The following is a 26195-nucleotide window of genomic DNA, read 5'->3' as shown; positions in this document are numbered from 1 at the left end:
CCGTCGGGACCCCGCCACACACGTGTCTGCGATGGCCGACTTTCACCCTTGTGGGTGTGCCGAAACGTGTGATTGTCTCGTAGAAAGAACGGTCGTTCTGCCTGTGCGGCTCGGCCCCGACGAGAAGGACACACGATGATCAACCGACGCCTCCTGCTCCGCACGACCGGCGGCGCGGCGGCCGGCGCGCTCGGCGCCGCCGCCCTGTCGTCCACCGCCGCCGCGGCGGAGCCCGCCGGGCACTCCGCCGCCCACCACCCGGTGGACTCCGACCCCACCGCGGGCGTGACGCGCACCCTGCTCCAGGAACACCCCTCGCCCGCCCAGGGCTGGGAAGCCGTGCAGACGCTCGTGCAGATCCCGCGGCACAAGGAGTCGGGCCGGCACAGCCACCCCGGCATCGAGGTCGGCTACATCATCCGCGGCGACGTCCTGATGGAGTTCGACGACAGGCCGCCGCTCAGGCTGCGCACGGGGGACCCGTTCTTCATCCCGAACGGCGTCATCCACAACGCCCGCAACGTCGGCACGGTGACGACCATGATGCTCTCCACGTACGTCGTCGACGAGACGAAGCCCCTCGTGACCACCTACTGATGCCAGACCGGGCGCACTCGTACACCGGGTGCGCCCCGGGGGCCGTCCGTCCGTACCCTGCTGCCATGACGTCGGGCGCCACCCACCACACGCATCCGCGAGACCGGCTGCTGGGCACAGCGGCCCGGCTGTTCTACGAGAACGGCATCCACACCGTCGGCGTGGAACAGCTGGTCACCGAGGCCAAGGTCACCCGGGCCACCTTCTACCGCCACTTCGCCGGCAAGGAGGGCCTGGTCCTGTCCTACCTGCGGCAGCGGGACGCGCGCGTGCGCCAGGAGGTGGCCGCCGTCCTCGCCGCCCACCAGGGACGCGAGGCCCTGCTCGCCATCATGGCGATGATCGGCGACAGCGTGCGGCGGCCGGGGTTCAGGGGCTGCGGTTTCCTCAACGCCGCCGCCGAACACCCCGACCCCGGGCACCCGGTGCGCCGCTGCGTCGCGGAGCACCGCCGGTGGTTCCTGGGCGTCCTGCGGGACGCGGCCGACGCGGCGGGCCACCCGGAACCCGAGGACCTGGCGCGGACGCTGGTCGTCCTGCGGGACGGGGCGATGGCCGGCGGCTACCTCGACGACCTCGGGGACGTGGCCGAGACCCTGCGGAAGACGACGGAGCGGCTGCTGGACTCCTGACCGGCGCGCAGGCGTGGTCCACAAAACCTGACCTGCCGCGCGGCCGGGACGACAGCGCGGCCGGGCGCGCGCCCCACCGGACGCGTGTCCAGCGGGGCGTGTGTCCCGCCGTACGCGTGCCCTGTCGGGCGTCTGTTCCGGCGGAGCTCGGCCCGCCGTGTGCCCGGTGGTCCCAGTGGGGTACCGGTCCGGTTCGGCTCCGTGCGCGGGGACACGCCTCCTTCCCGGTGCTCCATCCGTGGGCCGGGAGCGGCACACGTTCCGCACCGCTCACCCGACCTCGCCGCCCACCGCCCGCGTCACCGGTACAGCCGCCGCCCGCACACCCGGTCCGAGCGCGGCGAGCACACCGACGGCTCCGGCGCCCGCGAACAGCGCCAGCAGGGCGGCCCACGGCACCGAGATCACCGCCCCGTGCTGTCCGGCCACCGCCGCCACCCCCGCCGCCGCGCCCGCGAGGATGCCCAGCCCGGCGCCCAGCGCCGAGACCACCACCGCCTCCACCCGCAGCATGGACCGCACGCCCGCACGGTCGAGACCGACCGCGCGCAGCAGGCCGATCTCCCGCACCCGCTCGAAGACCGCCATGCCCATGGTGTTCGCCACGCCCAGCGCCGCGACGGCGACCGTGACACTGAGCATCGCGTACAGCACCGACAACAGCGGTCCGAAGCCGCTCTCGGCGTCCCGCGCCGCGTCCGCCCGGTCCTCCACGAGCAGCACCGGATTGCGCAGGGCCCGGCGGATCTCCTCCTTCAGCGCGGCCGTGCGCCCCGGTTCGGCACGCACCAGCACCGACATCACCGCACCCTGCGGCGTACCGCTCCCGGCCACCGCGCTCTCCGGCAGCAGGGCCGGGCCGAGGGCGTCGGGGCCGTCGTAGACCGCGACGATCCGGCGGTCCAGCGCCGGGCCGTCCGCCGCGCCCTCGTCCGACAGACGCCTGCCGGCGATCCGGTCGCCCAGGTGCCACCCGTGCTCCTCGGCCAGGTCCCGCGTGACCGCGATGGCGTCGGCCCGGTCGGCCAGCTCGTCCAGGTCGCCCGCGCGCACCGTGAGGTCGGCGAGGCGGCCCCGGCCCACGGCCCGCGGATCCACCACCGTGGTCCACAGGTCGGAGCCGTCGCGGAGGCGGATGCCGGCCTCGCGGACCGCGCTGACCGCCGCCACGTGCGGCAGCCGTGCCACCCGTGCCGCCGTGTGCGCGCCGACCTGCGCGTAGTCGACCGCGGTGATCCGCAGGTCCGTCGGCATGCCGGCCTCGGCCTGACGCCCCGCCGTGGCGCTCAGCGAGGACAGCGCCACGGTGACCGCGCTGACGAGCGCCACGCACACGGTGAGCGCCCCGGCGGTCGCGGCCGTACGCCGTGGATCGCGGCGCGCGTTGGCGAGGGCCAGGGTGCCGCGTACCCCGGTCAGCCCCCGTACCGGCGCGCGCAGCGCCCGGGTGGCGGCGCGCGCGAGCTGCGGCGTGAGCAGGATCAGCCCGGCCAGCAGCACCGGCGTGGCGAGGGACAGGACACCGAGGTCGCCCTCGCCGGCGGCCATCAGCAGCGCACCGGCCGCGGTGACCGCGAGGCCGGCCAGGTTGCGGCGCCGCAGCGCGGCGGCCGGGGTCGGCAGGTGCGTGCGCAGCGCCGCCACCGGGGCGACGGCGGAGGCCCGCAGGGCGGGAACGTACGCGGCGGCGGCCGTGAACCCCACGCCGACGCACAGGGCCGTCAGCAGCGGAACGGGGGACAGCAGCGCCGGCGCGGCGGTGTCCGCGGGCCCGGCGGCCGGTCCGAACAGGGCGCCGAGCAGCGTGGCCACGCCCACCCCGAGCGCGTACCCGGCCACGGCCGCCACGGCTCCGACGACGGCCGCCTCGGCGAGCACCATGCCCAGCACCCGGCGGCGGCTCGCGCCCACCGCGCGCAGCAGGGCGTGCTCGCGGGCCCGCACCGCGCTCAGCATGGTGAAGGTGTTGCTCACCAGGAAGGCGGAGACGAACAGGGCGATGCCGGCGAAGAGCAGCAGGAGCGTGCCGAGCTTCTGCCGGTCGGGCGCCGCCGCGGCCTCCCTGTCCAGTTCGGCGCGGGTCACCGCCTCGAGGCCCCGCGGCAGGATCCGCGACGCCCGCTCCGCGAGGGCCGGCGCCGAGGTACCGGGGGCGGCCGTGAGGGTCACCGACGCGTACCGGCCGGGCGCCGGCGCGAACAGGGTCCGCGCGGTGGCACCGTCGAACGCGGTGACCGTGCCGCCGGCGGCGGTGGCGGGGTCGTACACGGTGAAGACACCGGTGAGCCGGACCGAGCGGACCTCGCCGGCGACGACGACCCGCATCCGGTCACCGACCCGGTGCCCGGCCCGCTCGGCCGACCACCGGTCCACGGCGATCTCCCCGGGACCCTGCGGGCCGCGCCCCCGCGTCATCGGGTAGCGGGGGTCGGCGCCGTGCGCGTCCGGTACGAAGTTCACGCCGGCGTCGGCGGACGGCGGACCCACCAGGGTGCCGTCGCGCGCCACGAGGAAGGCCGGGCCGCGCAGGGTGCCCCGGGCCGCCGCCACCCCGGGCAGCGCGGCGAGCCTGCGCCGCAGCGCCTCGCCGGGCGCCGCGCCGCCTCCGGTGGGGCGCACCTCCACGGACACGTCCGGGCGCGAGGCCCGCTGGAGCCGCTCGGCGCCCCGGGCCAGCGACCCGGTGTACAGCAGGGAGCCGCTGACGCAGGCGACCCCGATCAGCACGGCCAGGGCGGGCAGGACGAAACGGTGCCGGTCGCGGAGCACGGAACGCACGACGGTACGGAGCATGAGGCCTTCCAGCGCTGCGGTCGGGGGTGACGGTGCCGGGGAGCCGGCGGACGGTCCGATCCTGACCGGGGCCGGGGTGCGCGTGGATCAGCCGGAGGTGCGAAGGTCCGGGGTGCGGGCCGGGCGTCCCTCGGCCGAACGGACGAGGCGCGGCGGTGGGGCGGCGCCGTACCCTCCCGGCATGAACCAGCTCTTCGACGTCCCGGCGGGAGGCAGGCGGATCGCGGCGGCCTGCGCGGCGGTGCTCCTGATCGCCGCGGTGGCGACCGAGGGCGCGGACACCGGCTCCGTGCCGCTGGCCGCGGCCTGGACGGTGGCCGGCGGCCTGCTGCTCGCCGCCGTCGCCGTGCGCCGGGACCGTTTCGACGCGGTGGCCGCCGCGGGTGTCCTCGCGTCCTGCCTGGTGACCCTGGTGACCACCCGGGTGGCCGCCCGACCCGACACCACCTTCGGCCTCGTCGAGACCTGTGCCCTGCTGCTGGTCGTCGTCCGCGCGGCGCGCCTGCGTCCGCCGCTGCGCGCCGCGGCACTGGCCGGCGGGGCGCTGGTCGCGCTGACCGTGATCCTCCTGCGGCTGCCGCGGTCCGAGTACGAACCGCTGGTGCCGTTCGTGGTCCCGGCGTTCTGGTTCGCCGCCGTCCTGGCGGCGGTACTGGGCCTGTACCTCCGGCTGCTCGACCGGTACCGGGCGCAGGAGCACCAGGCCGGCCTCCAGGCGCAACGCCTCGACTACGCGCGCGAACTGCACGACTTCGTCGGCCACCACGTGACCGCGATCATCGCCCAGACCAAGGCCGTCAGGTACGCGACGGCGGCCGGCCGCCCCCCGTCGCCGGAGGAACTGGACGGCATGCTGGCGGCCGTGGAGGAGGCCGGGTCGCAGGCCATGCAGTCGATGCGCGGCATGGTGGCGGTCCTGCGCGACCCCGCCGGCCCGGCGTCCACGGCAGGTCCGGGCGGGGAACTCGCCGACCTGCGCACCCTGACCGAGCGCTTCTCCGCGACCGGCCCGGCCACCAGGCTCGCCCTCGATCCCCGCCTCACCGCGGCCACCCTGCCGCCGGGGGTCGCCGCCACCGTGCACCAGGTCGTACGCGAGTCGCTGACCAACGTGCGCAAGCACGCGCGCGGGGCCGAGTCGGTCACCGTCGACGTACGGCTGGGCGGCGACACCGCCCGTCCGGCGGTGCTCGTGTCGGTGACCGACGACGGACCGGACGCCGCCGGGAGCGGCGCGGAACCCGCCGACGGCGGCGCGGGCGAACCCGCCGCCGGGGGCGCGGGCCGGTCCGGGCGCTCCGGCTACGGGCTGGTCGGGCTGGCGGAACGCGCGGCCATGGTCGGCGGCACCGTCACCGCGGGGGCGCGAGCGGGCGTCGGCTGGCTCGTCGAGGCACACATCCCGCTGCCCGGCCCGCTCCCCGCCCCCGGCGACGACCGGCGTCACGGTGACGACCGTACGACTGCCACCCTGGAGTCATGACGATCAGCATCCTCATCGCCGACGACCAGCAGATGATCCGCTCGGCCTACGGCATGATCCTCGGCGCCCAGCCCGACATGGAGATCGTCGCCTCGGTGGCCGACGGCACCAGCGCGGTGCGGGAGGCCCGGCGGCTGCGTCCCGACGTGTGCCTGCTGGACATCAGGATGCCGGGAATCGACGGCCTGGAGGCGACCCGGCTGCTGGCGGGCCCGGAGGCGGCCGACCCGCTGAAGGTGCTCATCGCCACCACCTTCGACCTGGACGAGTACGTGTACCGGGCGCTGCGCAACGGCGCCTACGGCTTCCTCCTCAAGGACGGTTCCCCCGCGCTGCTCGTCGAGGCCGTGCGGGCGGTGGCCGCCGACAACGCCCTGATCTCCCCGGCGGTGACGGTGCGGCTGCTCCGGCACATGACCGACGCCGCGTCCGAGGCCGCGTCCGAGGCGGCCCCCGGCAGGCCCGCGGACCGGCGGCGCGGCTCGTCCCGGACCCGCCCGACAGCGCTCGAACTCCCGCTCACCGCCCGCGAGCTGGACGTCGTACGACTCGTCGCGCGCGGCCGTACCAACGAGGAGCTGGCGGCCGAGCTGTACGTCTCCCTGTCCACCGTCAAGACGCACCTCGGGAGCGTCCAGCGCAAGCTCGCCGCCCGCAACCGGGTGGAGATCGCCGCCTGGGCCTGGGAGAACGGGGTGTGCACCGCCCAGGACGCACGGGGTCCGGCCGCCGACTGACGCCATGGACGCGCCGCGGAAACGGTGTCGCCGGGCACCCGTCCCTCACGGATGCCCGGCGACACCTGCCGCGGTCGGTGCGTCCCCTGGGGACCGCGGCGGTTCCGGGAAGGTCAGGACATATGTTTCTCGCCGCGGACGCCCCCCCGCGATGGAGCGGACCCCATGTTTCCACGGCGATGTGTGTAGGGCCCTCCCTACAGGTGCGCCCCGGTGACGCCGCTCCCGGTGGCGAGGGCCAGTCCCAGTTCGTCCGCCACCTCCAGCACCGTCTTCACGGCGTCGGGGGCGGTCCGGAAGTTCACGAAGCAGACGCGCAGGCAGGTGCGGCCGTCGACGACGGCCGGCGCGAGGAAGACCCGGCCGTCGGCTTGCAGGGCGCGGGCGAGACGCTCGTTGTGGGCGTCGAGTTCCGCGTCGCCCAGCCCCGGAACGAGGTGCCGGAAGCAGACGGTCGACAGCATCGGCTCGTGCAGCAGCTCGAACGAGGCGTGCGCCCGCACCTCGTCGGCGAGCAGCGCGGCGAGGGCGAGCGTCCGCTCGATCCAGGACCGGAACCGGTCGGCGCCGTGCACCCGCAGGGACAGCCACACGCGCAGGGAACGGAACGGCCGCGAGTACTCGAAGGTGTGGTCGACCGGGTTGCCGGTGTCCTCCTGGTGGAGCATGTAGCGCTCCTCGTGGCCGAACGCAGCCCGCAGCGGACCGCGCCGCCGCAGCATGACCACGCTGCAACTCTTCTGCACGCCGAGCCATTTGTGCGCGTCGACGGTGACGGAGTCCGCCCGGTCGAGCCCGGTGAACAGGGGCGCGGCCGTCCGGGTGGCGGCGGCGGGCAGGCCGTAGGCGCCGTCGACGTGCAGCCACACGCCCTCGCGCTCGCACACGTCGGCGATCGCGGCGAGCGGGTCGACCGCCCCGGTCAGCGTGGTGCCGGCGGTGGCGACGACGGCGACCGGGGTGCAGCCCTCCGCCCGGTCGCGCACCAGGGCCGCGTGCAGCAGGTCCGCCCGCATCCGGCGCTGCCCGTCGGTCGGTATCCGGCGCAGCGCCCGGCGCCCCAGTCCCGCCGCCTCCACGGCCCGTACGACGGAGTGGTGCGCCTCGTCCGAGCAGTAGACGGTGGCCCGCCGGCCGGCCACCCCGTGCTCGCGGGCGCCCGGCAGCGCCTGCTCCCGCGCCGCGAGCAGCGCGGTGAAGTTGGAGGTCTGGCCGCCGCTGGTGAAGTGCCCCTCCGCCACCGGGTAGCCGACGAACTCGGCCACCCAGCGCACGGCCTGCTCGTCGAGCAGGTCGGCGGCCCCGGCGGCGGTCGCCAGGTTCGCGTCGTAGGCGGCGGACAGCGCCGAGGCCAGCACACCCGTCTCCAGACCGGTGGAGCCGACGTAGGCGAGGAACAGCGGTCGCGACGGCGACACACTGGCCTCCAGGACGCGCACCGCGTCGTCCAGCGCGGCACGTGTCTCGCCCGGCAGTTCCGGCAGCGGGCCGCCGAGCCTGCCGACCAGCTCCGCGTCCGGGTGCGGTTCGCTCGGCCGCGGACGGTCGAACGACTCCCAGGCCGTCGCCAGGTAGCGGCGGAGGTCGTCGAGGATCTCCGCCCGCTCGGCCGGCGCCGCGGGCGGGCCGCAGGGCGGCACGGACAGAGGAAGTTCAGGGGATCGAGGCATGGCGGCAGCGTGCGAAACACGTGTGTGTCCCCGCAACAGAGCAACCTGTCACTGAGCATTATGATACGTGCACAAGGCATCGAATATCAGAATGGTCACCATGGACGCTCTCGACGCCCGTATCCTGCTCGCCGTCGACGACGACCCCGACGCCAGCAGCCTCGCCCTGGCCAAACGGCTGGGCATCGCCCGCAACACACTCCACGCCCGGCTCCAGCGGATGCGGGCGAACGGTGTCGTCCGCGAGTTCTCCCGTCGCGTCGACCCCGCCGCCCTCGGCCACGGCCTCGTCGCCTTCGTCTCCGTCGCGCTGAGCCAGACCACCGGGCGCCGGGCCACCGCCGCGCTCGCGGCCTTCCCCGAAGTGGTCGAGATGCACTCCACCACGGGCGAGGCCGACCTGCTGCTGAAGGTCGTCGCCCGCGACACCGCGGACCTGCACCGTGTCTCGGGGGAACTCCTCGACGTGCCGGGTGTCGTGCGCACCAGCACCGTCGTCTCGCTGCGCGAGGAACTGCCGCCGCGCACCCGCGCGCTGATCGAGCGGGCCGCCGAGAGGGGAGGGGAGGCCGGGCGGCCGAGGCGGAACCCGCCCGACGCCGCCCGTCCGGTGCGGGAGGCCACGAGGGCGCGCGCGGAAATCCCCTTGCGTGAGTGATACACAAACCGTAGGGCTCCCCCTATGGCCCCGCCGTCCGACCGTTGGGCATGCTGAGGACATGTGCATCAACATCGTCGTCGTCGACGACGACCCCGGATTCCGCCGCATCGCCACGACGCTGCTGACGGCACGGGGCCTGCGTGTCGTGGCGGAGTCCCGGGACGGCGCCTCGGCCCTGGCCGCGGTGCGGGCACACCGCCCCGACGGACTGCTGCTCGACCTGCACCTGCCCGACCTGGACGGACTGAGCGTGGCCCGCCGGCTGACCGAGGAGGACGCTCCGCCGCGGATCGTGCTGACCTCCACGGACAAGTCGTTCTGGTCGCAGGAGGAACTGAGCAGAGCGGGAATCGAGTCCTTCGTCGCCAAGGACAAGCTGTTCGACGCCGATCTGCGGGGCCTGTTCGCCCCCTCGGCACCCCGACGGTCCGGCCCGGCCGGGCCCGCGGGCCCCGGGCAGTGAGCCCCGGCGGCCCCGTTACTGCCCGAGGTAGCGCAGCACCGCCAGCACCCGGCGGTGCTGCCCGGAAGCCGACTGGCTGAGCCCCAGCTTCATGAAGATGCCGGTCACGTGCCGTTCCACGGCGGCGACGCTCACGAAGAGCTTCTCGGAGATCCCGGTGTTGGAATGGCCCTCGGCCATGAGGGCCAGAACCTCCCGCTCCTTCGGCGTCAGCGCCGCCAGCGGGTCCTCCGGGCGCTTGCGGCCCAGCAGGGCCGAGATGACGTCCGGGTCGAGGGCCGAGTCGCGGGCCACGACCCGCTCGACGGCGTCTATGAGGATCTGGGGACTGGCCACCTTCTCCTTCAGCAGGTAGCCCACCCCGCTCGGATCGTCCCCGACCAGATCGAGCGCGTAGGAGGAGTCGAGGAACTGCGAGAGGACGATCACGGCGGTCTCCGGCCGCGCCGCGCGGATCTTCCGTACGGCGTCCAGGCCGTCGGCCTCCAGGGCCGGCGGCATCCGGATGTCGGTGATCACCACGTCGGGCCGGTGTTCCTCGGCGGCCCGGACGAGGTCCACCGCGTTGTCGACGGACGCGACGACGTCGATGCCCGCGTGGCGCAGGATGGTCGCGATGCCCTCGCGTACGATCGGCTGGTCTTCTCCGAGCACCGCCCGCAGTGGTTGGCTCATGGCGGAATCCTAGCCTGCGGTGTGCGTGTCGAGTTGACGAGTCGATTTGACGAGTCGAGTTGACGAGGAGGCGGTGACCGGCACGCCGCCGGATCGCGTGGCGCCGGCGCGGAAGTGCTCGGCCGAGCCCGCGGGCCTCCACACGCCGGCCGCTCAGGCGGAGACCGCCGCCGAGTCGACCTCCCGCGCGTACAGGCGGGCCAGCTGGACCCGGGAGCGGACGCCGAGCTTCTCGAAGGCGTGCCGAAGGTGCGTGTTCACGGTGTGCGGGGACAGGAACAGCCGCTCCGCCGCCTCGCGATTGGTGGCACCGTGGGCGATCAGCCGCACCACGCCGAGTTCCGACCGGGTCAGCCCGCGCCATTCCGGCTCCGGTACGGCGGGGGCGGCGGCGCCCGCCGCGCCGAGGGGCCGGATGCCGAGCTTGCGGAGCCTGCCGTGCACCCGCCGCGCGTCGCGCTCCGCCCCGCACTCGGTGTAGAGCCGGAACGCCTCCTCGAAGCGGGACCGGGCCGTGGCGGCGTCGGCCGCGGCGGCGCGCTCCCCGGCGTCCTCCAGGGCGCGGGCCCGCAGCAGGGGGCGGGCGGTCCCGTGGCGTTCCGCCGCCTCGGCGAGCAGGTCCGCGTCCCGGGCGAACAGGCCCCGGGCGTGCGCGGCGGCGCCCGCGAACAGCGGCAGGCCGGGGTTGAGCCGGGCCCGTTCCTCGGCGAACTCCACCGCCGCGGCGGCCATGTCCCGCTGCCCGGAGGCCAGGGCAACCGCCACCAGCAGCACCACGTCCCCGGCGTCGAGGCAGGTCGCGTGGAGGAAGCCGCGGCGCAGGTGGGCGGCGGCCTCGCCGAGCTGGTGACGGGTCAGGGCCTCGTCCCGGTACAGGGCGGTCAGGACCGCGATCCACGCCCCTGCCCTGCGCGACTGCCGGTCCTCGCCCTCCAGGTAGGTCTGCGCCAGGGCCGAGCACGCCTCCAGTTCGGCGTCGTCCCCGGTGTGGAAGGCGATCCGGGCCCGGGCGCACACCATGGCCGCCTCGCTCGCCGCGGACGTCCCCCGAGCAAGCGATCCGGCCCCGGCAGCGGCCACTTCCCGTGCCGCCGACAGTTCCCGTGCCGCCTCCGGCAGCCGGCCGCCGTCCAGCAGCAGCCGGGCCCGCGCGGTGCGCCACAGCGGCAGGTACGCCCGCCGGCCCCGCTGCTCCGCGTCCGCCAGGCCGCCCTCCACCAGTTCCGCGGCGGCCGTGCCGTCACCGGCCAGGCCCAGCAGCGCGGCCCTCCAGACCGTCGCCACGACCACTTCGGGGAGGGCGGGCCCGTGTGACGGGTCCAGCTCGGCGACCTTCGCCGGCACCGACTCGCTGTGTCCGAGCGCCTCGGTCCACCGTTGCCGGTGGCAGGCGCTCATCGACCGGAGGGTGCGCTGGGTCAGGTCGTTGAGCGGGTGTGTGCCCCGGGCGCGCGCCAGGGACCCGGCCAGGGCTCCGCCGGCCTCCTCGGCCTCGCCCGCCAGCAGACGGTTCAGCAGGGTCGTCGACAGCAACTGGTCCTTCACCGGCTGCGGCACCCCGCGATGGCCCAGGGCCCGGCGCAGATGCGCCTCGGCCTCGGCCACCGGGAACCGGCCGCCCATCCGGGTCAGTTCCAGGCACACCCGCGCGTGGGTGGCCGCGTCCGGCGGCACCTGAACCACCTCGCGGGCCAGGGCGCGGGCCTCGTCGGACTCGCCCGTCTCCCACAGCAGCGGAATCAGCCGCGCGGCCAGCCGCATCCGCCGGGGAGCGGCGTCCCGGCTCAGCTCCACCGCACGGCGCAGGTGGGCCGCGGCCGTCGCGGGCGAGTGGGGCGCCAGCTCCCGGGCGGCGGTCGCCAGGACGCGGATCGCGTGCTCGTCGCCGGGCTCGGCCAGTTCGGCGATCTCGGCGGCGAGCACCGCCGGGGGCGTGCCGTCCGCGAGCCGCAGGTCGACCGAGCGCCGGCGCACGGACAGCCGTACGGGCGACGGCAGGGTGGCGACGACGGCGTCGCGCACCGACGGGTGCGCGAAGGCGAGGTGCTGCTGCCCGGCCCGCATCAGCCCTGCCGCCAGCACCTCGCGGAGGGGGCGCAGCAGGGCGGACTCGCCGCGGCCGAGCACCCGGGACAGGTGCCGGACGGTGAGGCTGTCGCCCAGCGCGGAGGCGAACAGCACCAGTTCCTTCGCCTGCTGCGTCAACTGGTCGAGCCTGCGGGCGGCCACGGCCCCGGCCACCGGGTCCCCGCCGGTACGGACGGCGCCGGCGGTCCCGGTCCGCGAGGCGAGGAGGGCGCACAGCTGTCTGACGGCGCCCGGCAGGCCGCCGCAGAGGGGCAGGTACGGATCCGCCTGCGCGGCCCGCGGCCCCAGCAGGTCCCGGACCAGCAGCCGTACGGCGTCCGGCTCCAGGGCCGTGACGTCGAGGGGGACCGCCCGCTCGGTGAGCAGATCGCGCCGCAGCGACTCCACGGCCGGCACGTCGACGTGGGACCGTGCGGCGAGCACCCACAGCAGCGGCAGCCCGGCGAGCCGGGCGGTGAGCCCCCGCACCGCGAGCAACGTCAGTTCGTCGCAGTGCTGCACGTCGTCGAGGACGACGACGAGCGGCCGGTCGTGGGCGAGGTCCCGCAGGTGGTCCTCCACCTGCCGCATCAGCTGGTACGGAGAACCGGCCTCGGGGTACGACGACCCCGGCTCGCGATGCGCGGTACCGGGCTCGCGGCTCCGGAGGGCCGGTATCGGACCGAGGGCGTCCAGCAGGGGAGCCAGCGGTGGCATGCCGTGCCCGGCGACGCCGCCGCCGGTCAGGACCAGGGCCCCGGCCGGCGCCGCCTCCTCGGCGGCGAAGGCCAGCAGGCGGGACTTTCCGGCGCCGGCGGGCCCCTCGATCCACAGCACCCCGCCCTCGTCACGGTGGAGGAGCCGCAGCACCCGCTGGAGGATCTGCTCCCGCTGGCGCCCGTGCCCGCGCGGGACCGCCGCGGGCACGGGGACGGCGGTGCCGTCCGTCGTCGGCGGGATGTCAGTCGCCTGGATCAAGGCAGCCTCCAGTGGTCGTGTGCCGCGCGGCCGGCCGCGTTTCCGCCTGGCCGAGGACCCGCACACGTGATGTGACCTCGGTTCGGTTCGTGACACAGGATGTGCCGCCGTCGCCTCCAGTGGCTGTCAAGCACACCTGAAAGGCGCAGGGGGGCGTACTCCACGAGCGATGTGGGGACAACCCGACGTCTGCGCGTGTGCCACCCCGGATCCGGCCGGCGCGCCGCGGCCGGCGCGGGCACGTCGCCGCACGTCACACGGCCGATGCCCGCCCGGGTGTGGGGCGGACCCTACACGGGCGTGGGGGAGCCCCTACGAAGGGCGAGGGATCACACGACAGACCCGGATGCGGCCCGATTCCGAGACTAACGCTTGTATCCGGGGGGTTCCCGGTCAGCCCCGACCCGCCGCCACGGGGGTCCGGAGGGCCGGCGGACGCAGGGGTGCTGTCCAGGAGAACGCGACGCGACGGACAGCCGCCACCGCCGGACACCTTTCGCGCCGACCGGCCCACCGGAACCGGCACGTCTGAGCGACAACGACGACAACAAGGCCCGCAGTGCACCGGACGCCTGCGGCTGACGAACGGGAACTGGGCATGGCACAGCTGGACACCATTCGGGCCGAGGTCCGTCACCCCCTGGGCAGCACCGGCGTACGCATGGTCGCCGGCCCGGGCGGTGTCCTCACCCGGAGGGCGATGCTGGCCGGTTCCCTGGTCTCGGCGACCGTCGGGGGCGCGCTGATCGTCGCGCACGTCCGTACGGTGACGCAGGCCGGCACGTTCTTCGGGGTGCACCTGGCCGTGCAGGGGATCCTGCAACTGCTGGCGGTCCACGAGTCGAAGGCGTCGGCGGCGGTCCGCTGGATGCTGTCCGCCGGAGGCATCGCCGCGCTGCTGCTCGGCGCGGTCCTCTTCCACGGCTGGGCCGACACCGTGTTCCTGCTCGGACTGTGGACCGGCTGCGGCTGGCTGCTGCGGGGACTCACCATGGCCGTCTCCGCCACCTCGTCCTCGGTGAGTCATGTCTTCGTCTACGACGACGTACTGAACGCGGTGATCGTCTCGGCGGGTCTGTTCATCACCGCCTTCCCCTTCTCGTCCCTGGGGCAGCTGGCCGACGTCGGCGGCTCCGTACTGATGGCCACCGGCGCGGTCGAGGCGTTCGCCGCGGTACGGCGGCACCCCCGCACCCTGCGCGCGATCGACTGAGGCGGGCCCCGGCCGGGGCGGCGCACTCCCAGGCAGCCGCGCGGCAGGACCGCAGAACACGACAACCCACGTTTCCAGGCCGGTCGACCGGCCGAGCCCCGAGGAGGCGACCATGAAGAAGTGCCAGCTCTCGCTGGAGGTCACACACTGGGTGACCTCGGACCTCACCCTCACACTGAACTCCGAGATCTCCTACGACACCCATGACCCGCTGGCCGTCACGCTGGTCCTCGACACCGACGGCGAGCGGCCGGTGCGCTGGGTCTTCTCCCGGGATCTGCTGGCCGACGGCCTGTCCGCCCGGGTGGGCGAGGGCGATGTGGTGCTCTGGCCGGTGTGTGACCTCGACGGCGAACCGTCCTCCTTCTGCGTGCGGGTGGGAGGCGCCCGCACGGCACTCTTCGAGATCCCCGCCGAACCGGTCACCACGTGGCTCGCCGGGACCTACACCATGGTGCCGCGCGGGGCCGAGCTGGACGGGGTGGACTGGGACGAGCTGGTCCAGCTGGCGGAGTGAGGCGTCCACCGCCGGCACAGCACGAACGAGCAGACACCGGGACGTGTGTCCCGAAGGACCGTCGCACACCCCTTGTCGGAAGGAAGACGAAGATGATGCCGAGCAACCCGCGGCCCCTCCTCAGCGACTGGCAGTGGCAGCAGCGCGCGGCCTGCCGCGGCATGAGCAGCTCCACCTTCTTCTCCCCGCCGGGGGAGCGGGGGCGGGCGCGCCGCGACCGGGAGGAGCGGGCCCGGCGCATCTGCGGCCGGTGCGAGGTCGCCGACATCTGCGCGGCCACGGCCCTGAAGCACGGGGAGTCGTACGGAATCTGGGGCGGGATGTCGGACGCGGACCGCCGGCAGTTCGACACGGGTACCGCGGGCGCGGCCTGACGCAGGCGCGTCACCGCCCCCGGTACGGCGCGACACGTGCCACGGGCCAATCACTCACATGTGTGATGTGTCCCCGAGGGGTCGGTACCACCATGTCGTACGCGGCGCCGGCGCCGTGAGGTGTCGACTGGAGCGGCGAGTGAGGAGACCCAGGTGTCTGGCTTTACCCGTGGAAGGAACGACGTGGCGCGCCGCCCGGACGCCTTCGGGACGCGGGAGCGTCGCGTCCGGGTCCTGGGCGGCCACGACGTGGCCCTGGTGAACGGCCCGGTGTTCCTGGTCGGTCTGTTCTACGCCGTGTCGCCGTGGGTGCTGGGTTTCGCCGCCGCCCACCACGACCTCGCCGTGCACGACCTGGTCGTGGGCTGCGCCATCTGCCTCCTGACCGTCGGCTTCACGGTGGCCCCCGAGCGCATGACCGGGCTGAGCGCCGCACTGGGGGTGACGGGTCTGTGGATGGCGTGCTCGCCCTGGGCGGTGGTCCGGCATCCGGGACGCGCCGCCGCCGTCGACGGTGTGGTCCTCGGCGCGCTCGCCCTGGTGCTCGGCCTGTTGTCCACCGCCCTGGTCCGGCGCGCCAACCGCCTCCCGTGACCTACCGCCTCCCGTGACCTACCGCCCCCCCGCACCGCCCGGCACCGTCACCCCCGCACCGCCCCCGTCCACCGACGAGCACCGCGTCGCCCTCAAGGAGAAGTCCGATGGCCGCACCCGTACCGCCCCGACACGACCCGCGGTCCCCGTGGCGTTCCGAGGGAGTGCCGGGCGGGCCGCCCGCGCCGAACGGCCGGCGCTCCCGCAGCGGCTGCCTGGTGCAGATCGTGGTCATCCTCGTCATCTACCTGGGGACCGGCCTGCTCTACAACACCATGCACGGCGACGGCACCACGTCCATCGACTACACCGACTTCACCGCGCAACTGGACTCGGGCAACGTCAAGACCGTCTACTCCCAGGGCTCGCAGATCCAGGGAACGCTGAAGAAGGCCCGCGAGGTGCCCGGTGGTGACCACGGCGCCACCTACGTCCGGTTCAAGACGTACGAGCCCGCCTTCGCCGACGACGACGGGCTGTGGCGGGAGATCACGCGGCAGAAGGTCTCGGTGTCCGCGTCGCCGGTGGCGCAGGGACCGGGCCTCGGCCAGTCGTTGCTGGTGTCGCTGCTGCCGACCGCGCTGCTCATCGCCGTATGGGTGTTCGTCGCCCGCAAGGCGGGCGGCGGTCTCGGCGGCGGCATGAGCGGGGTCCTGGGCCGCAAGCCGCCGAAGCCGGTGGAGGCGGAGCAGGGGCGCACGACGTTCGCCGACGTGGCCGGCATCGACGAGGTCGAGGGCGAACTCAACGACGTCGTCGACTTCCTCAAGCGGCCCGAGGCATACCGCCGGATGGGCGCGAAGATGCCCCGCGGCGTACTGCTCGCCGGTCCCCCCGGCACCGGGAAGACGCTGCTGGCACGGGCGGTGGCCGGCGAGGCCGGGGTGCCCTTCTTCTCCGCCTCGGCCTCCGAGTTCATCGAGATGATCGTCGGCGTGGGCGCCTCCCGGGTGCGCGAGCTGTTCGCCGAGGCACGCAAGGTGGCCCCGTCGATCGTCTTCATCGACGAGATCGACACCATCGGCCGGGCGCGCACCGGTTCGGCGGTGGGCGGACACGACGAACGCGAGCAGACGCTGAACCAGATCCTCACGGAGATGGACGGCTTCTCCGCCTCCGACGGCGTCGTCGTGGTCGCCGCGACCAACCGGGCCGAGATCCTGGACCCGGCGCTGACCCGGCCCGGCCGGTTCGACCGGGTGGTCACCGTCTCCCCGCCGGACCGCAAGGGCCGCGAGGCCATCCTGCGCATCCACACCCGGTCCATGCCGCTCGCCGGGGACGTCGACCTGGCCCGCATCGCCCGTACGACCCCGGGCATGACCGGCGCCGAACTGGCCAACCTCGCCAACGAGGCCGCGCTGCTCGCGGTCAAGCGCGACCGGGACCGGGTGACCGGACACGATCTGTCCGACGCCCTGGAGAAGGTGCAACTCGGCGCGCAGCGCCCGCTGGTGATGCCCGAGGAGGAGCGCCGGCGCACCGCCTACCACGAGAGCGGCCACGCCCTGCTCGGCATGCTCCAGCCCGGCGCCGACCCGGTCCGGAAGATCACCATCGTGCCGCGCGGCCGGGCCCTGGGGGTGACCCTGTCGACACCGGACGCCGACAAGTACGCGTACACGGAGGAGTACCTGCGCGGCCGGATCATCGGCGCCCTCGGCGGCATGGCGGCCGAGCGGGTCGTGTTCGGGGTGATCACCACCGGTGCCGAGAACGACCTGGAACACGTCACCGGCATCGCCCGCGGGATGGTGACGCGGTGGGGGATGAGCGACCGGGTGGGACACCTGTCGGTGCTGCCCGACGACAGTCAGCAGCCCTACGGGATGTCCGCCGCCCCGCGCACCCTCGACCTGGTCGACGGTGAGATGCGCCGGATCGTCGAGGAGTGCTACGCCCAGGCGTGCCGCACCCTGGAGGAGAACCGCCACCGTCTGGACGGTCTGGCCACCGCGCTGCTGGAGCACGAGACGCTGGAGGAGGCGGACGCCTACCGCGTCGCGGGAGTCACGCCCGCCGCCGGGGGACGGGAGTGACCCCGCCCCGCCCGGCGGCAACCGGCTGACCGGCCGCGCTCTTCGGCGGACCGTCCCCTCGGGCACCGCGCCGTAGCAGCACCGCGCACCTCGCACGAGGCGGCTTCCAGTCAAATGACGGATGCGTCGTCCGGGTGTGTCTGTGAGAGTCGATGCCAGCGGCGCCGGCGCAGTCAGGTGCGTGGCTCCGCCTCGCGTGGGGACGTGCGGCGGCCGCTGTCCGCCGGCGTCGCTCTCCGACGCCGCGAGGGCAGGGTGCCGAGCCCTGGGGGAAGGAACGAGCGCGATGACGTCGATCGCCGATGAGCTGGGAAGCGTCTTTGACGTCATACGGCAGCCGGTCTGGGCCGTGGACGCCGATCACTCGGTGCGCTACGCGAACCCCGCCGCCGCCGAGGCGCTGGGACACGGCCGTCCGGCTGACCTACTGGGCACGGACGGCCGTCCGGCTGAGGTGCCGGGCACCGATGGCCGTCCGTCCGACCGGCCGGGCATTGGTCGTCGTCCGGCTGACGTGCTGGGCGCGGACGGCCGTCCGGCTGAGGTGCCGGGCACCGACGGTCGTCCGGCCGAGGTGCCGGACACGGACGGCCGTCCGTCCGACCCGCCGGGTACCGACAGCGACCCGGCCACCGCCTCCGGGCAGCAGGAGACCGCCGGGCGGACCGGGCCCGTAAGCGGTCGGGGCACGCTCACCCGGGTCGACGGCTCCCTTCTCCCGGTCGAGTGGACCCGCGTGCCGCTGTCCCGGCCGGGCGGCGACGCGGCCCTGTACGCCTTCGTGCCCCTCGCCGAGCCGGCCCGCGCCGGGCACGGGATGCCCGACGACGGGCCGTTCCCGCTCCTCGCGCACCGGCAGGTGGAACGGCAGCACCGCTACGCCCGGACCCTCCAGCACACGGTCCAGGAGCGCTTGGTGCGAGCCCTGCTCGGCCTGGGCATCGCCCGGCAGGAACTGGGCCCGGCACCCGCTCGGGTGATCGATCTGCTCCACGACGTGGTCCGCGACACGGAGGCGGCCCTGGCCGGCGTGCGGGAGGTCACCGACGCCCTGAGCCCCGGAGCCCTGCGCGCCGGAGGGCTTCCCGCGGCGCTCGCCGCCCTCGCCGGGCGCTGCCCGGTGCCGATGACGGTCTCGGGCTCCCTGTCCGGACGGCTGCCCCGACTGGTCGAGTCGCACCTGTATCTCCTCGTCGCGGAGGCCGTCGAGCGAGCCGTGGAGAACGGCGGCGCCGACCGCGTCCGGGTGACCGCCGACCTCGGCGCGAGCCTCGTGGTCACCGTCGTGGACGACGGGGCGCCGCCGGCCGGGGAGGCGGACGCGGCGGCGCTGGCCGCCCTGACGGAGCGGGCCGCGAGTCTGGACGGCACCCTGCGGGTGTGTCACACGCCCGGCACCGGCACCACGGTCACGGCGGTCGTCCCGCTCTGACCGCGCGACCGCGCCCACGGACACACGTGTGAGCGCGCGGAGCGGAGATCCCGCCCTCCGGCTCAGGCCGGAATCGGTATCTGGATCAGGATGGTGGTGCCGCCACCGGGAGGGGAGTCGATGGCCAGCTTCCCGTCGAAGGCCGCCACGCGGTCCGCGAGCCCGCTCATCCCGCTGCCGGCGGTGGCCTTGCCGACGCCGCCGACGCCGTCGTCGGCGACCTTGATCCGCAGCACGTCCCCGAACGCGAGGGTGACGTCGATCCGGGACGCCTGGGCGTGCTTGACCGCGTTCGTCACCGCCTCGGCCACGACGAAGTACGCGTTCGACTCGACGGTGGAGGAGATCCGCCGCTCGTCCCGGCTCTCGACGACGGTGGGCACCGGGCACCGGGACGCCAGGTCCTTCACCGCTGCCACCAGCCCCTTCACCGTCAGCACGAGCGGGTAGATGCCCGAGGCGAGTTCCCTCAGCTCGTTGATCGCCGTCTGCGCGTTGTCGATGGACTGGTCCAGCAGATCGATCGCGGCCGTCTCCGTCTGCGGTATCAGCTCCCGTGCCAGCCGGAGCCCGATCATCAGGCTCACCAGACGCTGCTGTGCCCCGTCGTGCAGGTCCCGGGCCGTACGCCGGTGCACGGCCTCGGTGCTCTCCATGATGCGTCTGCGGCTGTCCTGGAGGGATGCCGCCATGGTGTTGAAGGAGGTGCCCAGTGCCCCGATCTCCGCCACCCTGCTGGGCGGCATCCGCACGCTCAGGTCACCGCCCGCGAGTTCCTCCGCCGCGCCCGCCGCCCCGCGCACCGGCCGTACCACCGCACGGTGCTGGAGCACCGTGAAGACGGCCACGAGCGCGGTCGACGCCGCGAGTCCCAGGGCGGCGGCGAGCACCGCCTGGCGGCTGTTGGTGCCCGCCGCGTCCGTGCGTTCCGCGAGCTGGGCGCGTTCGTCCGTCATGTAGCTGTTGAACTCGGCCCGCAGGACATCGACGCGCTGTTTGCCCTCGGCCGTCTCCTTCAGGCCGGACGCGGCGGGATCACCCCGCCGGACCATCTCGACCAGCGGGACCGAGTAGTCGTTCAGGAAGGACTGGACGCCGCGCGTGATCCGCTCGGCGGTGCGCCGCTGCCCCGGGGAGGTGGCGCTGTCCGTGAACCGCCGCTCCTCCGCGGGCAACGCCTTGCGCGCCGCCTGCCACGGCTGGAGGAACTCCTCCCGCTCCGTGATCACGTAACCGCGCTGCCCGGTCTCCAGGTCGAGGAGCAACCGCTCCATGCTGCCGGCTTCGACGAGGGCCGTCCGGGACGCGCGCCGGGCCGAGACGGAGCTGTTCGCGTCGGAGATCGCGAACAGCAGGACGGCGAACGCCACACCGATCAACAAGGCGAGCAGGCCGCTCGCCGCGACCGTGAGGCTCGTCAGCCCCAGCCGCCGGCCCGTGTTCTCCTGTCGTGCGCCCATGTTCCGCCTGCCCGTGAATGGATCGAGACACCTGAAGTCTGCAATGTATCCGCACGGGAGCGGAAGACATGTCCACATGGCAGGCGCGGGCGTATGCCCACGAGGTATGCGAGCAGGTGCGGCATCGCAGCGTCGGTCCGCCACACAGGTGTCCAGGGGCGCATATCGCGCAAACGTGTGATGTCGGATCTATCGGTCGATGTCTACCTTTCCGGTCAACCATCTGTCCGCCGTCACGGTCCGTCCCCGAGGAGAGACCCATGCGCGCAGTCACCTATGCCACCTGGCCCGCCCTCGTCGCGGCGGCCCTCACCCTCACCGCGTGCGGCGGCGGTGGCGGCTCGGACGGCGGCGGCAGCGGCGACGCCGTCCTCAGCGCGGTCTGGGGCGATCCGCAGAACCCGCTGGAGCCGGCCAACACCAACGAGGTGCAGGGCGGCAAGGTGCTCGGCATGATCTTCCGGGGGCTGAAGCAGTACGACCCGAGGACCGGCAAGGCGGAGAACGCGCTGGCCGAGAGGATCACCACCAAGGACTCGCAGACCTTCACCATCAAGGTCAAGAAGGGCTGGACGTTCAGCAACGGCGAGCCCGTCACGGCCACGTCCTTCGTCGACGCCTGGAACTACGGCGCGAGCCTGAAGAACAACCAGAAGAACGCCTACTTCTTCGGCTACATCGACGGCTACGACAAGGTCCACCCCGACAGCGGGAAGCAGACCGCCGACACGCTCTCCGGCCTCAAGGTCGTCGACGACCACACCTTCACCGTCAAGCTCAGCCAGAAGTTCTCCACGTTCCCCGACACCCTCGGCTACGTGGCGTTCGCGCCCCTGCCGAAAACCTTCTTCACCGACCACGCCGCCTGGCTGGCCAAGCCGGTCGGCGACGGCCCGTACACCATCAAGTCGTACACCAAGGGCTCCGAGATGCGGCTGCGCAAGTGGGACGCCTACCCCGGCGCGGACAAGGCCCGGAACGACGGTGTGGACCTGAAGGTGTACACCGACAACAACACGGCCTACACCGACCTGCTGGCCGGCAACCTCGACCTCGTCGACGACGTCCCGGCCCAGCAACTGGGCAACGTCCACCGGGACCTGGGCAACCGCTACCTGAACACCCCCGCCGGCATCATCCAGACCCTCGCCTTCCCGTTCTACGACAAGGGCTGGAACACCCCCGGCGCCGCGAAGGTCCGCAAGGGCCTGTCGATGGCGGTCAACCGCGCGCAGATCACCAAGACGATCTTCCAGAACACCCGCACCCCCGCCACCGACTGGACCTCCCCGGTCCTCGGCGCGAGCGGCGGCTACGACAAGGGGCTCTGCGGCGCCGCCTGCGACTACGACCCGACCGAGGCCAAGAAGCTCATCGAGGAGGGCGGCGGCATCCCCGGCGGCCAGCTCAAGATCACGTACAACGCGGACACCGGCTCGCACAAGGAGTGGGTGGACGCGGTGTGCAACTCCATCAACAACGCCCTCGGCAACGACAAGGCGTGCGTCGGCAACCCGGTCGGCACCTTCGCCGACTTCCGCAACCTGATCGGCCAGGACAAGCTGACCGGACCCTTCCGCGCGGGCTGGCAGATGGACTACCCGCTGATCCAGGACTTCCTCCAGCCGCTGTACTACACGGACGCCTCCTCCAACGACGGCAAGTGGTCGGACAAGAAGTTCGACAAGCTCGTCGACGAGGCCAACGCGCAGACCGACCCGCACCGGGCCGTCCAGCTCTTCCAGCAGGCGGAGGGCGTCGTGCGGGACAACATGGCGGCCGTCCCGCTGTGGTACCAGAACGGCAGCGCCGGCTGGTCCGACCGGCTCTCGCACGTCATGCTGGACCCGTTCAGCGTCCCCGTGTACAACGAGATCAAGGTCGGCTGATCCACGTGGGGCGGTATGTGGTCCGGCGGCTGCTCCAGATGATCCCGGTGTTCATCGGGGCCACGCTGCTGATCTTCCTGATGGTGAACGTGCTGGGCGACCCGGTCGCGGGCCTGTGCGGCGACAAGGCCTGCGATCCGGCCACCGCAGCCCGGCTCACACACGAGTTCGGCCTCGACAGGCCGGTGCTCCAGCAGTACGCGACCTACATGGGCCATGTCCTCACCGGTGACTTCGGCACCGCCTTCAACGGTGAGAAGGTCATCGACCTGATGGGCAGCGCCTTCCCCGTCACCGTCCGGCTGACGATCGTGGCGATCCTCTTCGAGGTCGTCCTCGGCCTCGGCCTCGGTGTGCTCACCGGTCTGCGCCGGGGCCGCCTCCTCGACACGGCCGTGCTGCTGCTCACCCTGGTCGTCATCTCCGTGCCGACGTTCGTCACCGGCCTGCTGCTCCAACTGCTGCTCGGCGTCGAGTGGCGCTGGATCTCCCCGTCGGTGTCCCCGCAGGCGGCCTTCGGCGAGCTGATCGTGCCGGGCCTGGTGCTCGCCTCGGTCTCCCTGGCCTACGTCACCCGGCTGACCCGCACCTCCCTCGCCGAGAACCTGCGTGCCGACTACGTCCGTACGGCCATCGCGAAGGGTCTGCCCCGGCGCCGGGTCATCACCCGGCACCTGCTGCGCAACTCGCTCATCCCCGTGGTCACCTTCATCGGCACGGACATCGGCGCGCTGATGGGCGGGGCGATCGTCACCGAGCGGATCTTCAACATCCACGGCGTCGGCTACCAGCTCTACCAGGGCATCCTGCGCCAGAACACCCAGACGGTCGTCGGCTTCGTGACCGTGCTCGTCCTCGTCTTCCTGGCGGCCAACCTGCTCGTCGACCTCCTGTACGCCGTACTCGACCCGAGGATCCGCTATGCCTGAGCAACCGCCGTACGAACCCGAGGGCGCCGTCGCCGGGACCGGCACGGGCGGCGCGATGGACCTCGCGGCGAGCGAGGCCCGCTCCCTGGAGCCCACCGCCGCCGACCCGCGGGGAAGACCGCGCGGCCTCTGGTCGGACGCCTGGCGCGACCTGCGCCGCAACCCGGTGTTCATCGTCTCCGGCCTGGTGATCCTCTTCCTCGTGGTCATCTCGGTCCGGCCGTCGCTGATCGCGTCGGGCAACCCCCTCGCGTGCGACCTGGCCAAGGCCCAGCAGGGCTCACAGCCGGGCCACCCGTTCGGGTACGACGGTCAGGGCTGCGACGTCTACACCCGCACCGTGTACGGCGCCCGCACCTCGGTCACCGTGGGCGTCCTGGCCACCCTCGGGGTCGCGGTCCTGGGCTCCGTGCTCGGCGGCCTCGCGGGCTTCGTCGGGGGCGTCTGGGACGCGGTCCTGTCCCGCGTCACCGACGTCTTCTTCGCGATCCCGGTCGTCCTCGGCGGTCTGGTACTGCTGTCGGTGGTCACCAGCGACACCGTCTGGCCGGTGATCGGCTTCATGGTGCTGCTCGGCTGGCCCCAGGTGTCCCGGATCGCGCGCGGCTCGGCCATCACCGCCAAGCAGAACGACTACGTGCAGGCCGCCCGCGCCCTGGGCGCGTCCAGCTCCCGCCTGCTGCTGCGGCACATCGCGCCGAACGCGGTGGCCCCGGTGATCGTCGTGTCGACCATCGCGCTGGGTACCTACATCTCGCTGGAGGCGACCTTGTCCTACCTCGGGGTGGGACTCAAGCCGCCGACGGTGAGCTGGGGCATCGACATCTCCGCGGCTTCGCCGTACATCCGCGACGCCCCGCACATGCTCCTGTGGCCGGCGGGCGCGCTCGCGATCACGGTGCTGGCCTTCATCATGCTCGGCGACGCGGTGCGCGACGCCCTCGACCCGAAACTGAGGTGAGTCGTCGTCATGCTGCTCGAAGTGCGTGACCTGCACGTGGAGTTCCGGACCCGGGACGGGGTCGCCAAGGCGGTCAACGGCGTCTCCTACGGCGTCGACGCGGGCGAGACCCTGGCGGTGCTCGGCGAGTCGGGCTCGGGCAAGTCGGTGACCGCGCAGGCCGTGATGGGGATCCTCGACACACCGCCGGGCCGGATCACCGGCGGCCAGATCCTCTTCCAGGGGAAGGACCTGCTGAAGCTGAAGGAGGGCGAACGGCGCCGGGTGCGCGGCGCGCAGCTGGCGATGATCTTCCAGGACGCGCTGTCGTCGCTCAACCCGGTGCTGCCGGTCGGGGACCAGCTCGGCGAGATGTTCGTGGTGCACCGGGGGATGTCGAAGAAGGACGCGCGGGCCAAGGCCGTCGAGCTGATGGACCGGGTGCGCATTCCGGCGGCGAGGGAACGGGTCAGGCAGTACCCGCACCAGTTCTCCGGCGGCATGCGCCAGCGCATCATGATCGCCATGGCGCTGGCCCTGGAACCGGCGCTGATCATCGCCGACGAGCCCACCACCGCGCTGGACGTGACGGTGCAGGCCCAGGTGATGGACCTGCTCGCGGAGCTCCAGCGCGAGTACCGCATGGGACTGATCCTCATCACGCACGACCTGGGGGTGGTCGCGGACGTGGCGGACCGGATCGCGGTGATGTACGCGGGCCGGATCGTGGAGCAGGCACCGGTGCGCGACATCTACAAGACCCCCGCCCACCCCTACACCAGGGGTCTGCTGGAGTCGATCCCGCGCCTGGACGCCAAGGGCCGGGAGCTGTACGCCATCAAGGGTCTGCCGCCCAACCTCATGGACATCCCGCCGGGCTGCGCCTTCCACCCGCGGTGCCCGATGGCCCGGGACGTCTGCCGCACCGACGCACCCGCCCTGCACCAGGTGGCCGACCACCGGGTGAGCGCCTGCCACTTCTGGAGGGAGTGCCTCGATGCCTGAGCCGATCCTCGAAGTCAGCGGCCTGGTCAAGCACTATCCGCTCACCCAGGGCATCCTGTTCAAGAAGCAGGTCGGTGCCGTCGGGGCCGTCGACGGCGTCGACTTCGCCCTCGGCCGCGGGGAGACCCTCGGCATCGTGGGGGAGTCGGGCTGCGGCAAGTCCACGGTCGCCAAGATGCTGGTCAGCCTGGAGCGGCCGACGGCCGGCGCCATCCGGTACAAGGGCGAGGACATCACCAGGCTCTCGGGCCGCGCCTTGAAGGCCGTACGCCGCAACATCCAGATGGTGTTCCAGGACCCGTACACCTCCCTCAACCCCCGCATGACGGTGGGGGACATCATCGGCGAGCCGTACGAGATCCACCCCGAGGCGGCCCCCAAGGGCGACCGCCGCCGCAGGGTCCAGGAACTGCTGGACGTCGTCGGTCTCAACCCCGAGTACATCAACCGCTACCCCCACCAGTTCTCCGGCGGCCAGCGCCAGCGCATCGGCATTGCCCGCGGACTCGCGCTGCGCCCGGAGATCATCGTGGCCGACGAGCCGGTCTCGGCGCTCGACGTCTCCGTCCAGGCGCAGGTCGTCAACCTGCTCGACCGGCTCCAGAGCGAGTTCGACCTGTCGTACCTCTTCATCGCGCACGACCTGTCGATCGTGCGGCACATCTCCGACCGGGTCGCGGTGATGTACCTCGGACGGATCGTGGAGACCGGCACCGAAGCCGAGATCTACGACCACCCCACCCACCCCTACACCCAGGCGCTGCTGTCCGCCGTGCCCGTCCCGGACCCGGAGGCCAGAGGCCACCGGGAGCGGATCATCCTCAGCGGAGACGTGCCCTCCCCGACGAACGTCCCCTCCGGTTGCCGGTTCCGCACCCGCTGCTGGAAGGCCGACGAACGGTGTGCTGTCGACGTCCCCGTGCTCGCGGTCCCGGAGGTGTTCCGGCACACGACCGGCCCTGCCGCCCACGCCTCCGCCTGCCACTTCGCCACGGAGTGGGCAACTGGCCCAGCCGTGTAGGGACTTCCTCACGCCGTCCGCGTTCC

General features: G+C 73.3%; 22 protein-coding genes. 17 read left to right on the top strand and 5 right to left on the bottom strand.

What is annotated here, in order from left to right; genetic code table 11:
• Positions 1 to 135 precede the first annotated feature (135 nt).
• A complete protein-coding gene (locus IE273_RS26590; protein WP_189817689.1) occupies positions 136 to 597 on the top strand; it encodes a cupin domain-containing protein in 462 nt (153 codons plus the stop codon).
• Positions 598 to 662: 65 nt separating this feature from the next.
• On the top strand, positions 663 to 1229 hold the full coding sequence (locus IE273_RS26585; RefSeq protein WP_189817688.1) for a TetR/AcrR family transcriptional regulator: 567 nt from the start codon (positions 663 to 665) through the stop codon (positions 1227 to 1229).
• Between the two features lie 270 nt (positions 1230 to 1499).
• Here the strand turns inward: IE273_RS26585 and IE273_RS44745 are convergent, their stop codons facing one another.
• Positions 1500 to 4022 carry an FtsX-like permease family protein gene (locus IE273_RS44745; RefSeq protein ID WP_189817687.1) on the bottom strand — a complete coding sequence of 841 codons (2523 nt, stop codon included), beginning with the start codon at positions 4020 to 4022 and terminating at the stop codon, positions 1500 to 1502.
• 181 nt (positions 4023 to 4203) lie between these two features.
• On the opposite strand from IE273_RS44745, the gene IE273_RS26575 reads away from it, so the two are divergent.
• Complete coding sequence (locus IE273_RS26575; protein WP_189817686.1) at positions 4204 to 5505, top strand: sensor histidine kinase; 1302 nt, start codon at positions 4204 to 4206, stop codon at positions 5503 to 5505.
• The gene (locus IE273_RS26570; protein ID WP_189817685.1) at positions 5502 to 6242 is read left to right on the top strand and encodes a response regulator transcription factor; all 741 of its coding nucleotides are present in this window, start codon (positions 5502 to 5504) and stop codon (positions 6240 to 6242) included. Before IE273_RS26575 ends, IE273_RS26570 begins: the two co-directional genes overlap by 4 nt.
• Before the next feature lie 197 nt (positions 6243 to 6439).
• Here IE273_RS26570 and IE273_RS26565 read toward each other — a convergent pair whose 3' ends face one another.
• Entirely contained in the window at positions 6440 to 7912 is a 1473-nt protein-coding gene (locus tag IE273_RS26565; protein WP_189817684.1) for a pyridoxal phosphate-dependent decarboxylase family protein, read from the bottom strand.
• A gap of 100 nt (positions 7913 to 8012) precedes the next feature.
• Between IE273_RS26565 and IE273_RS26560 the strand changes: the two genes are divergently transcribed.
• The gene (locus tag IE273_RS26560; RefSeq protein WP_229887566.1) at positions 8013 to 8570 is read left to right on the top strand and encodes an Lrp/AsnC family transcriptional regulator; all 558 of its coding nucleotides are present in this window, start codon (positions 8013 to 8015) and stop codon (positions 8568 to 8570) included.
• A gap of 61 nt (positions 8571 to 8631) precedes the next feature.
• Positions 8632 to 9036 (top strand): response regulator, encoded by a 405-nt coding sequence (locus IE273_RS26555; protein WP_189817682.1) that lies wholly within the window; start codon positions 8632 to 8634, stop codon positions 9034 to 9036.
• 15 nt (positions 9037 to 9051) lie between these two features.
• Here the strand turns inward: IE273_RS26555 and IE273_RS26550 are convergent, their stop codons facing one another.
• Positions 9052 to 9711 carry a response regulator transcription factor gene (locus tag IE273_RS26550; RefSeq protein ID WP_189817681.1) on the bottom strand — a complete coding sequence of 220 codons (660 nt, stop codon included), beginning with the start codon at positions 9709 to 9711 and terminating at the stop codon, positions 9052 to 9054.
• A 153-nt stretch (positions 9712 to 9864) separates the two neighbouring features.
• On the bottom strand, positions 9865 to 12756 hold the full coding sequence (locus IE273_RS26545) for a helix-turn-helix transcriptional regulator (protein ID WP_189817680.1): 2892 nt from the start codon (positions 12754 to 12756) through the stop codon (positions 9865 to 9867).
• A gap of 598 nt (positions 12757 to 13354) precedes the next feature.
• On the opposite strand from IE273_RS26545, the gene IE273_RS26540 reads away from it, so the two are divergent.
• The 6 genes from IE273_RS26540 (at position 13355) to IE273_RS26515 (ending at position 18925) form a co-directional block, all read left to right on the top strand.
• Entirely contained in the window at positions 13355 to 13969 is a 615-nt protein-coding gene (locus IE273_RS26540; RefSeq protein WP_189817679.1) for a hypothetical protein, read from the top strand.
• 112 nt (positions 13970 to 14081) lie between these two features.
• The gene (locus IE273_RS26535; protein WP_189817678.1) at positions 14082 to 14486 is read left to right on the top strand and encodes an SsgA family sporulation/cell division regulator; all 405 of its coding nucleotides are present in this window, start codon (positions 14082 to 14084) and stop codon (positions 14484 to 14486) included.
• A gap of 92 nt (positions 14487 to 14578) precedes the next feature.
• Positions 14579 to 14860 carry a WhiB family transcriptional regulator gene (locus tag IE273_RS26530; RefSeq protein WP_373309399.1) on the top strand — a complete coding sequence of 94 codons (282 nt, stop codon included), beginning with the start codon at positions 14579 to 14581 and terminating at the stop codon, positions 14858 to 14860.
• 183 nt (positions 14861 to 15043) lie between these two features.
• Positions 15044 to 15454: an SPW repeat protein gene (locus IE273_RS26525; protein WP_189817677.1), complete on the top strand. Its 411-nt coding sequence runs from the start codon at positions 15044 to 15046 to the stop codon at positions 15452 to 15454.
• Between the two features lie 107 nt (positions 15455 to 15561).
• Positions 15562 to 17493, top strand: coding sequence for an ATP-dependent zinc metalloprotease FtsH (gene ftsH / locus IE273_RS26520; RefSeq protein WP_189817676.1), 1932 nt, complete (start codon positions 15562 to 15564; stop codon positions 17491 to 17493).
• Positions 17494 to 17779: 286 nt separating this feature from the next.
• Complete coding sequence (locus tag IE273_RS26515; RefSeq protein ID WP_189817675.1) at positions 17780 to 18925, top strand: PAS domain-containing protein; 1146 nt, start codon at positions 17780 to 17782, stop codon at positions 18923 to 18925.
• A gap of 62 nt (positions 18926 to 18987) precedes the next feature.
• Here the strand turns inward: IE273_RS26515 and IE273_RS26510 are convergent, their stop codons facing one another.
• On the bottom strand, positions 18988 to 20385 hold the full coding sequence (locus tag IE273_RS26510) for a CHASE3 domain-containing protein (protein WP_189817674.1): 1398 nt from the start codon (positions 20383 to 20385) through the stop codon (positions 18988 to 18990).
• Positions 20386 to 20645: 260 nt separating this feature from the next.
• Between IE273_RS26510 and IE273_RS26505 the strand changes: the two genes are divergently transcribed.
• The 5 genes from IE273_RS26505 to IE273_RS26485 are packed head-to-tail and all read left to right on the top strand — an operon-like array spanning position 20646 to position 26169.
• Complete coding sequence (locus IE273_RS26505; RefSeq protein WP_189817673.1) at positions 20646 to 22274, top strand: peptide ABC transporter substrate-binding protein; 1629 nt, start codon at positions 20646 to 20648, stop codon at positions 22272 to 22274.
• A gap of 5 nt (positions 22275 to 22279) precedes the next feature.
• Positions 22280 to 23203 (top strand): ABC transporter permease, encoded by a 924-nt coding sequence (locus IE273_RS26500; RefSeq protein ID WP_189817672.1) that lies wholly within the window; start codon positions 22280 to 22282, stop codon positions 23201 to 23203.
• The gene (locus IE273_RS26495) at positions 23196 to 24164 is read left to right on the top strand and encodes an ABC transporter permease (RefSeq protein WP_189817671.1); all 969 of its coding nucleotides are present in this window, start codon (positions 23196 to 23198) and stop codon (positions 24162 to 24164) included. Before IE273_RS26500 ends, IE273_RS26495 begins: the two co-directional genes overlap by 8 nt.
• Positions 24165 to 24173: 9 nt before the next feature.
• Positions 24174 to 25148: an ABC transporter ATP-binding protein gene (locus tag IE273_RS26490; RefSeq protein WP_189817670.1), complete on the top strand. Its 975-nt coding sequence runs from the start codon at positions 24174 to 24176 to the stop codon at positions 25146 to 25148.
• Positions 25141 to 26169, top strand: coding sequence for an ABC transporter ATP-binding protein (locus tag IE273_RS26485; protein WP_189817669.1), 1029 nt, complete (start codon positions 25141 to 25143; stop codon positions 26167 to 26169). The genes IE273_RS26490 and IE273_RS26485 overlap by 8 nt, the downstream gene beginning before the upstream one ends.
• Positions 26170 to 26195: the final 26 nt, after the last annotated feature.

It is taken from the genome of Streptomyces olivaceoviridis (assembly GCF_014650115.1).
GTDB lineage: Bacteria > Actinomycetota > Actinomycetes > Streptomycetales > Streptomycetaceae > Streptomyces > Streptomyces olivaceoviridis.
This window is presented reverse-complemented; position numbering and strand designations above follow the sequence as displayed.

What these genes read in the sequence shown, in the direction of transcription:
- IE273_RS26590 (WP_189817689.1), top strand. Translation starts at nt 136, where the DNA reads ATGATCAACCGACGCCTCCTGCTCCGCACGACCGGCGGCGCGGCGGCC.
- IE273_RS26585 (WP_189817688.1), top strand. Translation starts at nt 663, where the DNA reads ATGACGTCGGGCGCCACCCACCACACGCATCCGCGAGACCGGCTGCTG.
- IE273_RS44745 (WP_189817687.1), bottom strand. Translation starts at nt 4,022, where the DNA reads ATGCTCCGTACCGTCGTGCGTTCCGTGCTCCGCGACCGGCACCGTTTC.
- IE273_RS26575 (WP_189817686.1), top strand. Translation starts at nt 4,204, where the DNA reads ATGAACCAGCTCTTCGACGTCCCGGCGGGAGGCAGGCGGATCGCGGCG.
- IE273_RS26570 (WP_189817685.1), top strand. Translation starts at nt 5,502, where the DNA reads ATGACGATCAGCATCCTCATCGCCGACGACCAGCAGATGATCCGCTCG.
- IE273_RS26565 (WP_189817684.1), bottom strand. Translation starts at nt 7,912, where the DNA reads ATGCCTCGATCCCCTGAACTTCCTCTGTCCGTGCCGCCCTGCGGCCCG.
- IE273_RS26560 (WP_229887566.1), top strand. Translation starts at nt 8,013, where the DNA reads ATGGACGCTCTCGACGCCCGTATCCTGCTCGCCGTCGACGACGACCCC.
- IE273_RS26555 (WP_189817682.1), top strand. Translation starts at nt 8,632, where the DNA reads ATGTGCATCAACATCGTCGTCGTCGACGACGACCCCGGATTCCGCCGC.
- IE273_RS26550 (WP_189817681.1), bottom strand. Translation starts at nt 9,711, where the DNA reads ATGAGCCAACCACTGCGGGCGGTGCTCGGAGAAGACCAGCCGATCGTA.
- IE273_RS26540 (WP_189817679.1), top strand. Translation starts at nt 13,355, where the DNA reads ATGGCACAGCTGGACACCATTCGGGCCGAGGTCCGTCACCCCCTGGGC.
- IE273_RS26535 (WP_189817678.1), top strand. Translation starts at nt 14,082, where the DNA reads ATGAAGAAGTGCCAGCTCTCGCTGGAGGTCACACACTGGGTGACCTCG.
- IE273_RS26530 (WP_373309399.1), top strand. Translation starts at nt 14,579, where the DNA reads ATGATGCCGAGCAACCCGCGGCCCCTCCTCAGCGACTGGCAGTGGCAG.
- ftsH (WP_189817676.1), top strand. Translation starts at nt 15,562, where the DNA reads ATGGCCGCACCCGTACCGCCCCGACACGACCCGCGGTCCCCGTGGCGT.
- IE273_RS26515 (WP_189817675.1), top strand. Translation starts at nt 17,780, where the DNA reads ATGACGTCGATCGCCGATGAGCTGGGAAGCGTCTTTGACGTCATACGG.
- IE273_RS26510 (WP_189817674.1), bottom strand. Translation starts at nt 20,385, where the DNA reads ATGGGCGCACGACAGGAGAACACGGGCCGGCGGCTGGGGCTGACGAGC.
- IE273_RS26505 (WP_189817673.1), top strand. Translation starts at nt 20,646, where the DNA reads ATGCGCGCAGTCACCTATGCCACCTGGCCCGCCCTCGTCGCGGCGGCC.
- IE273_RS26495 (WP_189817671.1), top strand. Translation starts at nt 23,196, where the DNA reads ATGCCTGAGCAACCGCCGTACGAACCCGAGGGCGCCGTCGCCGGGACC.
- IE273_RS26490 (WP_189817670.1), top strand. Translation starts at nt 24,174, where the DNA reads ATGCTGCTCGAAGTGCGTGACCTGCACGTGGAGTTCCGGACCCGGGAC.
- IE273_RS26485 (WP_189817669.1), top strand. Translation starts at nt 25,141, where the DNA reads ATGCCTGAGCCGATCCTCGAAGTCAGCGGCCTGGTCAAGCACTATCCG.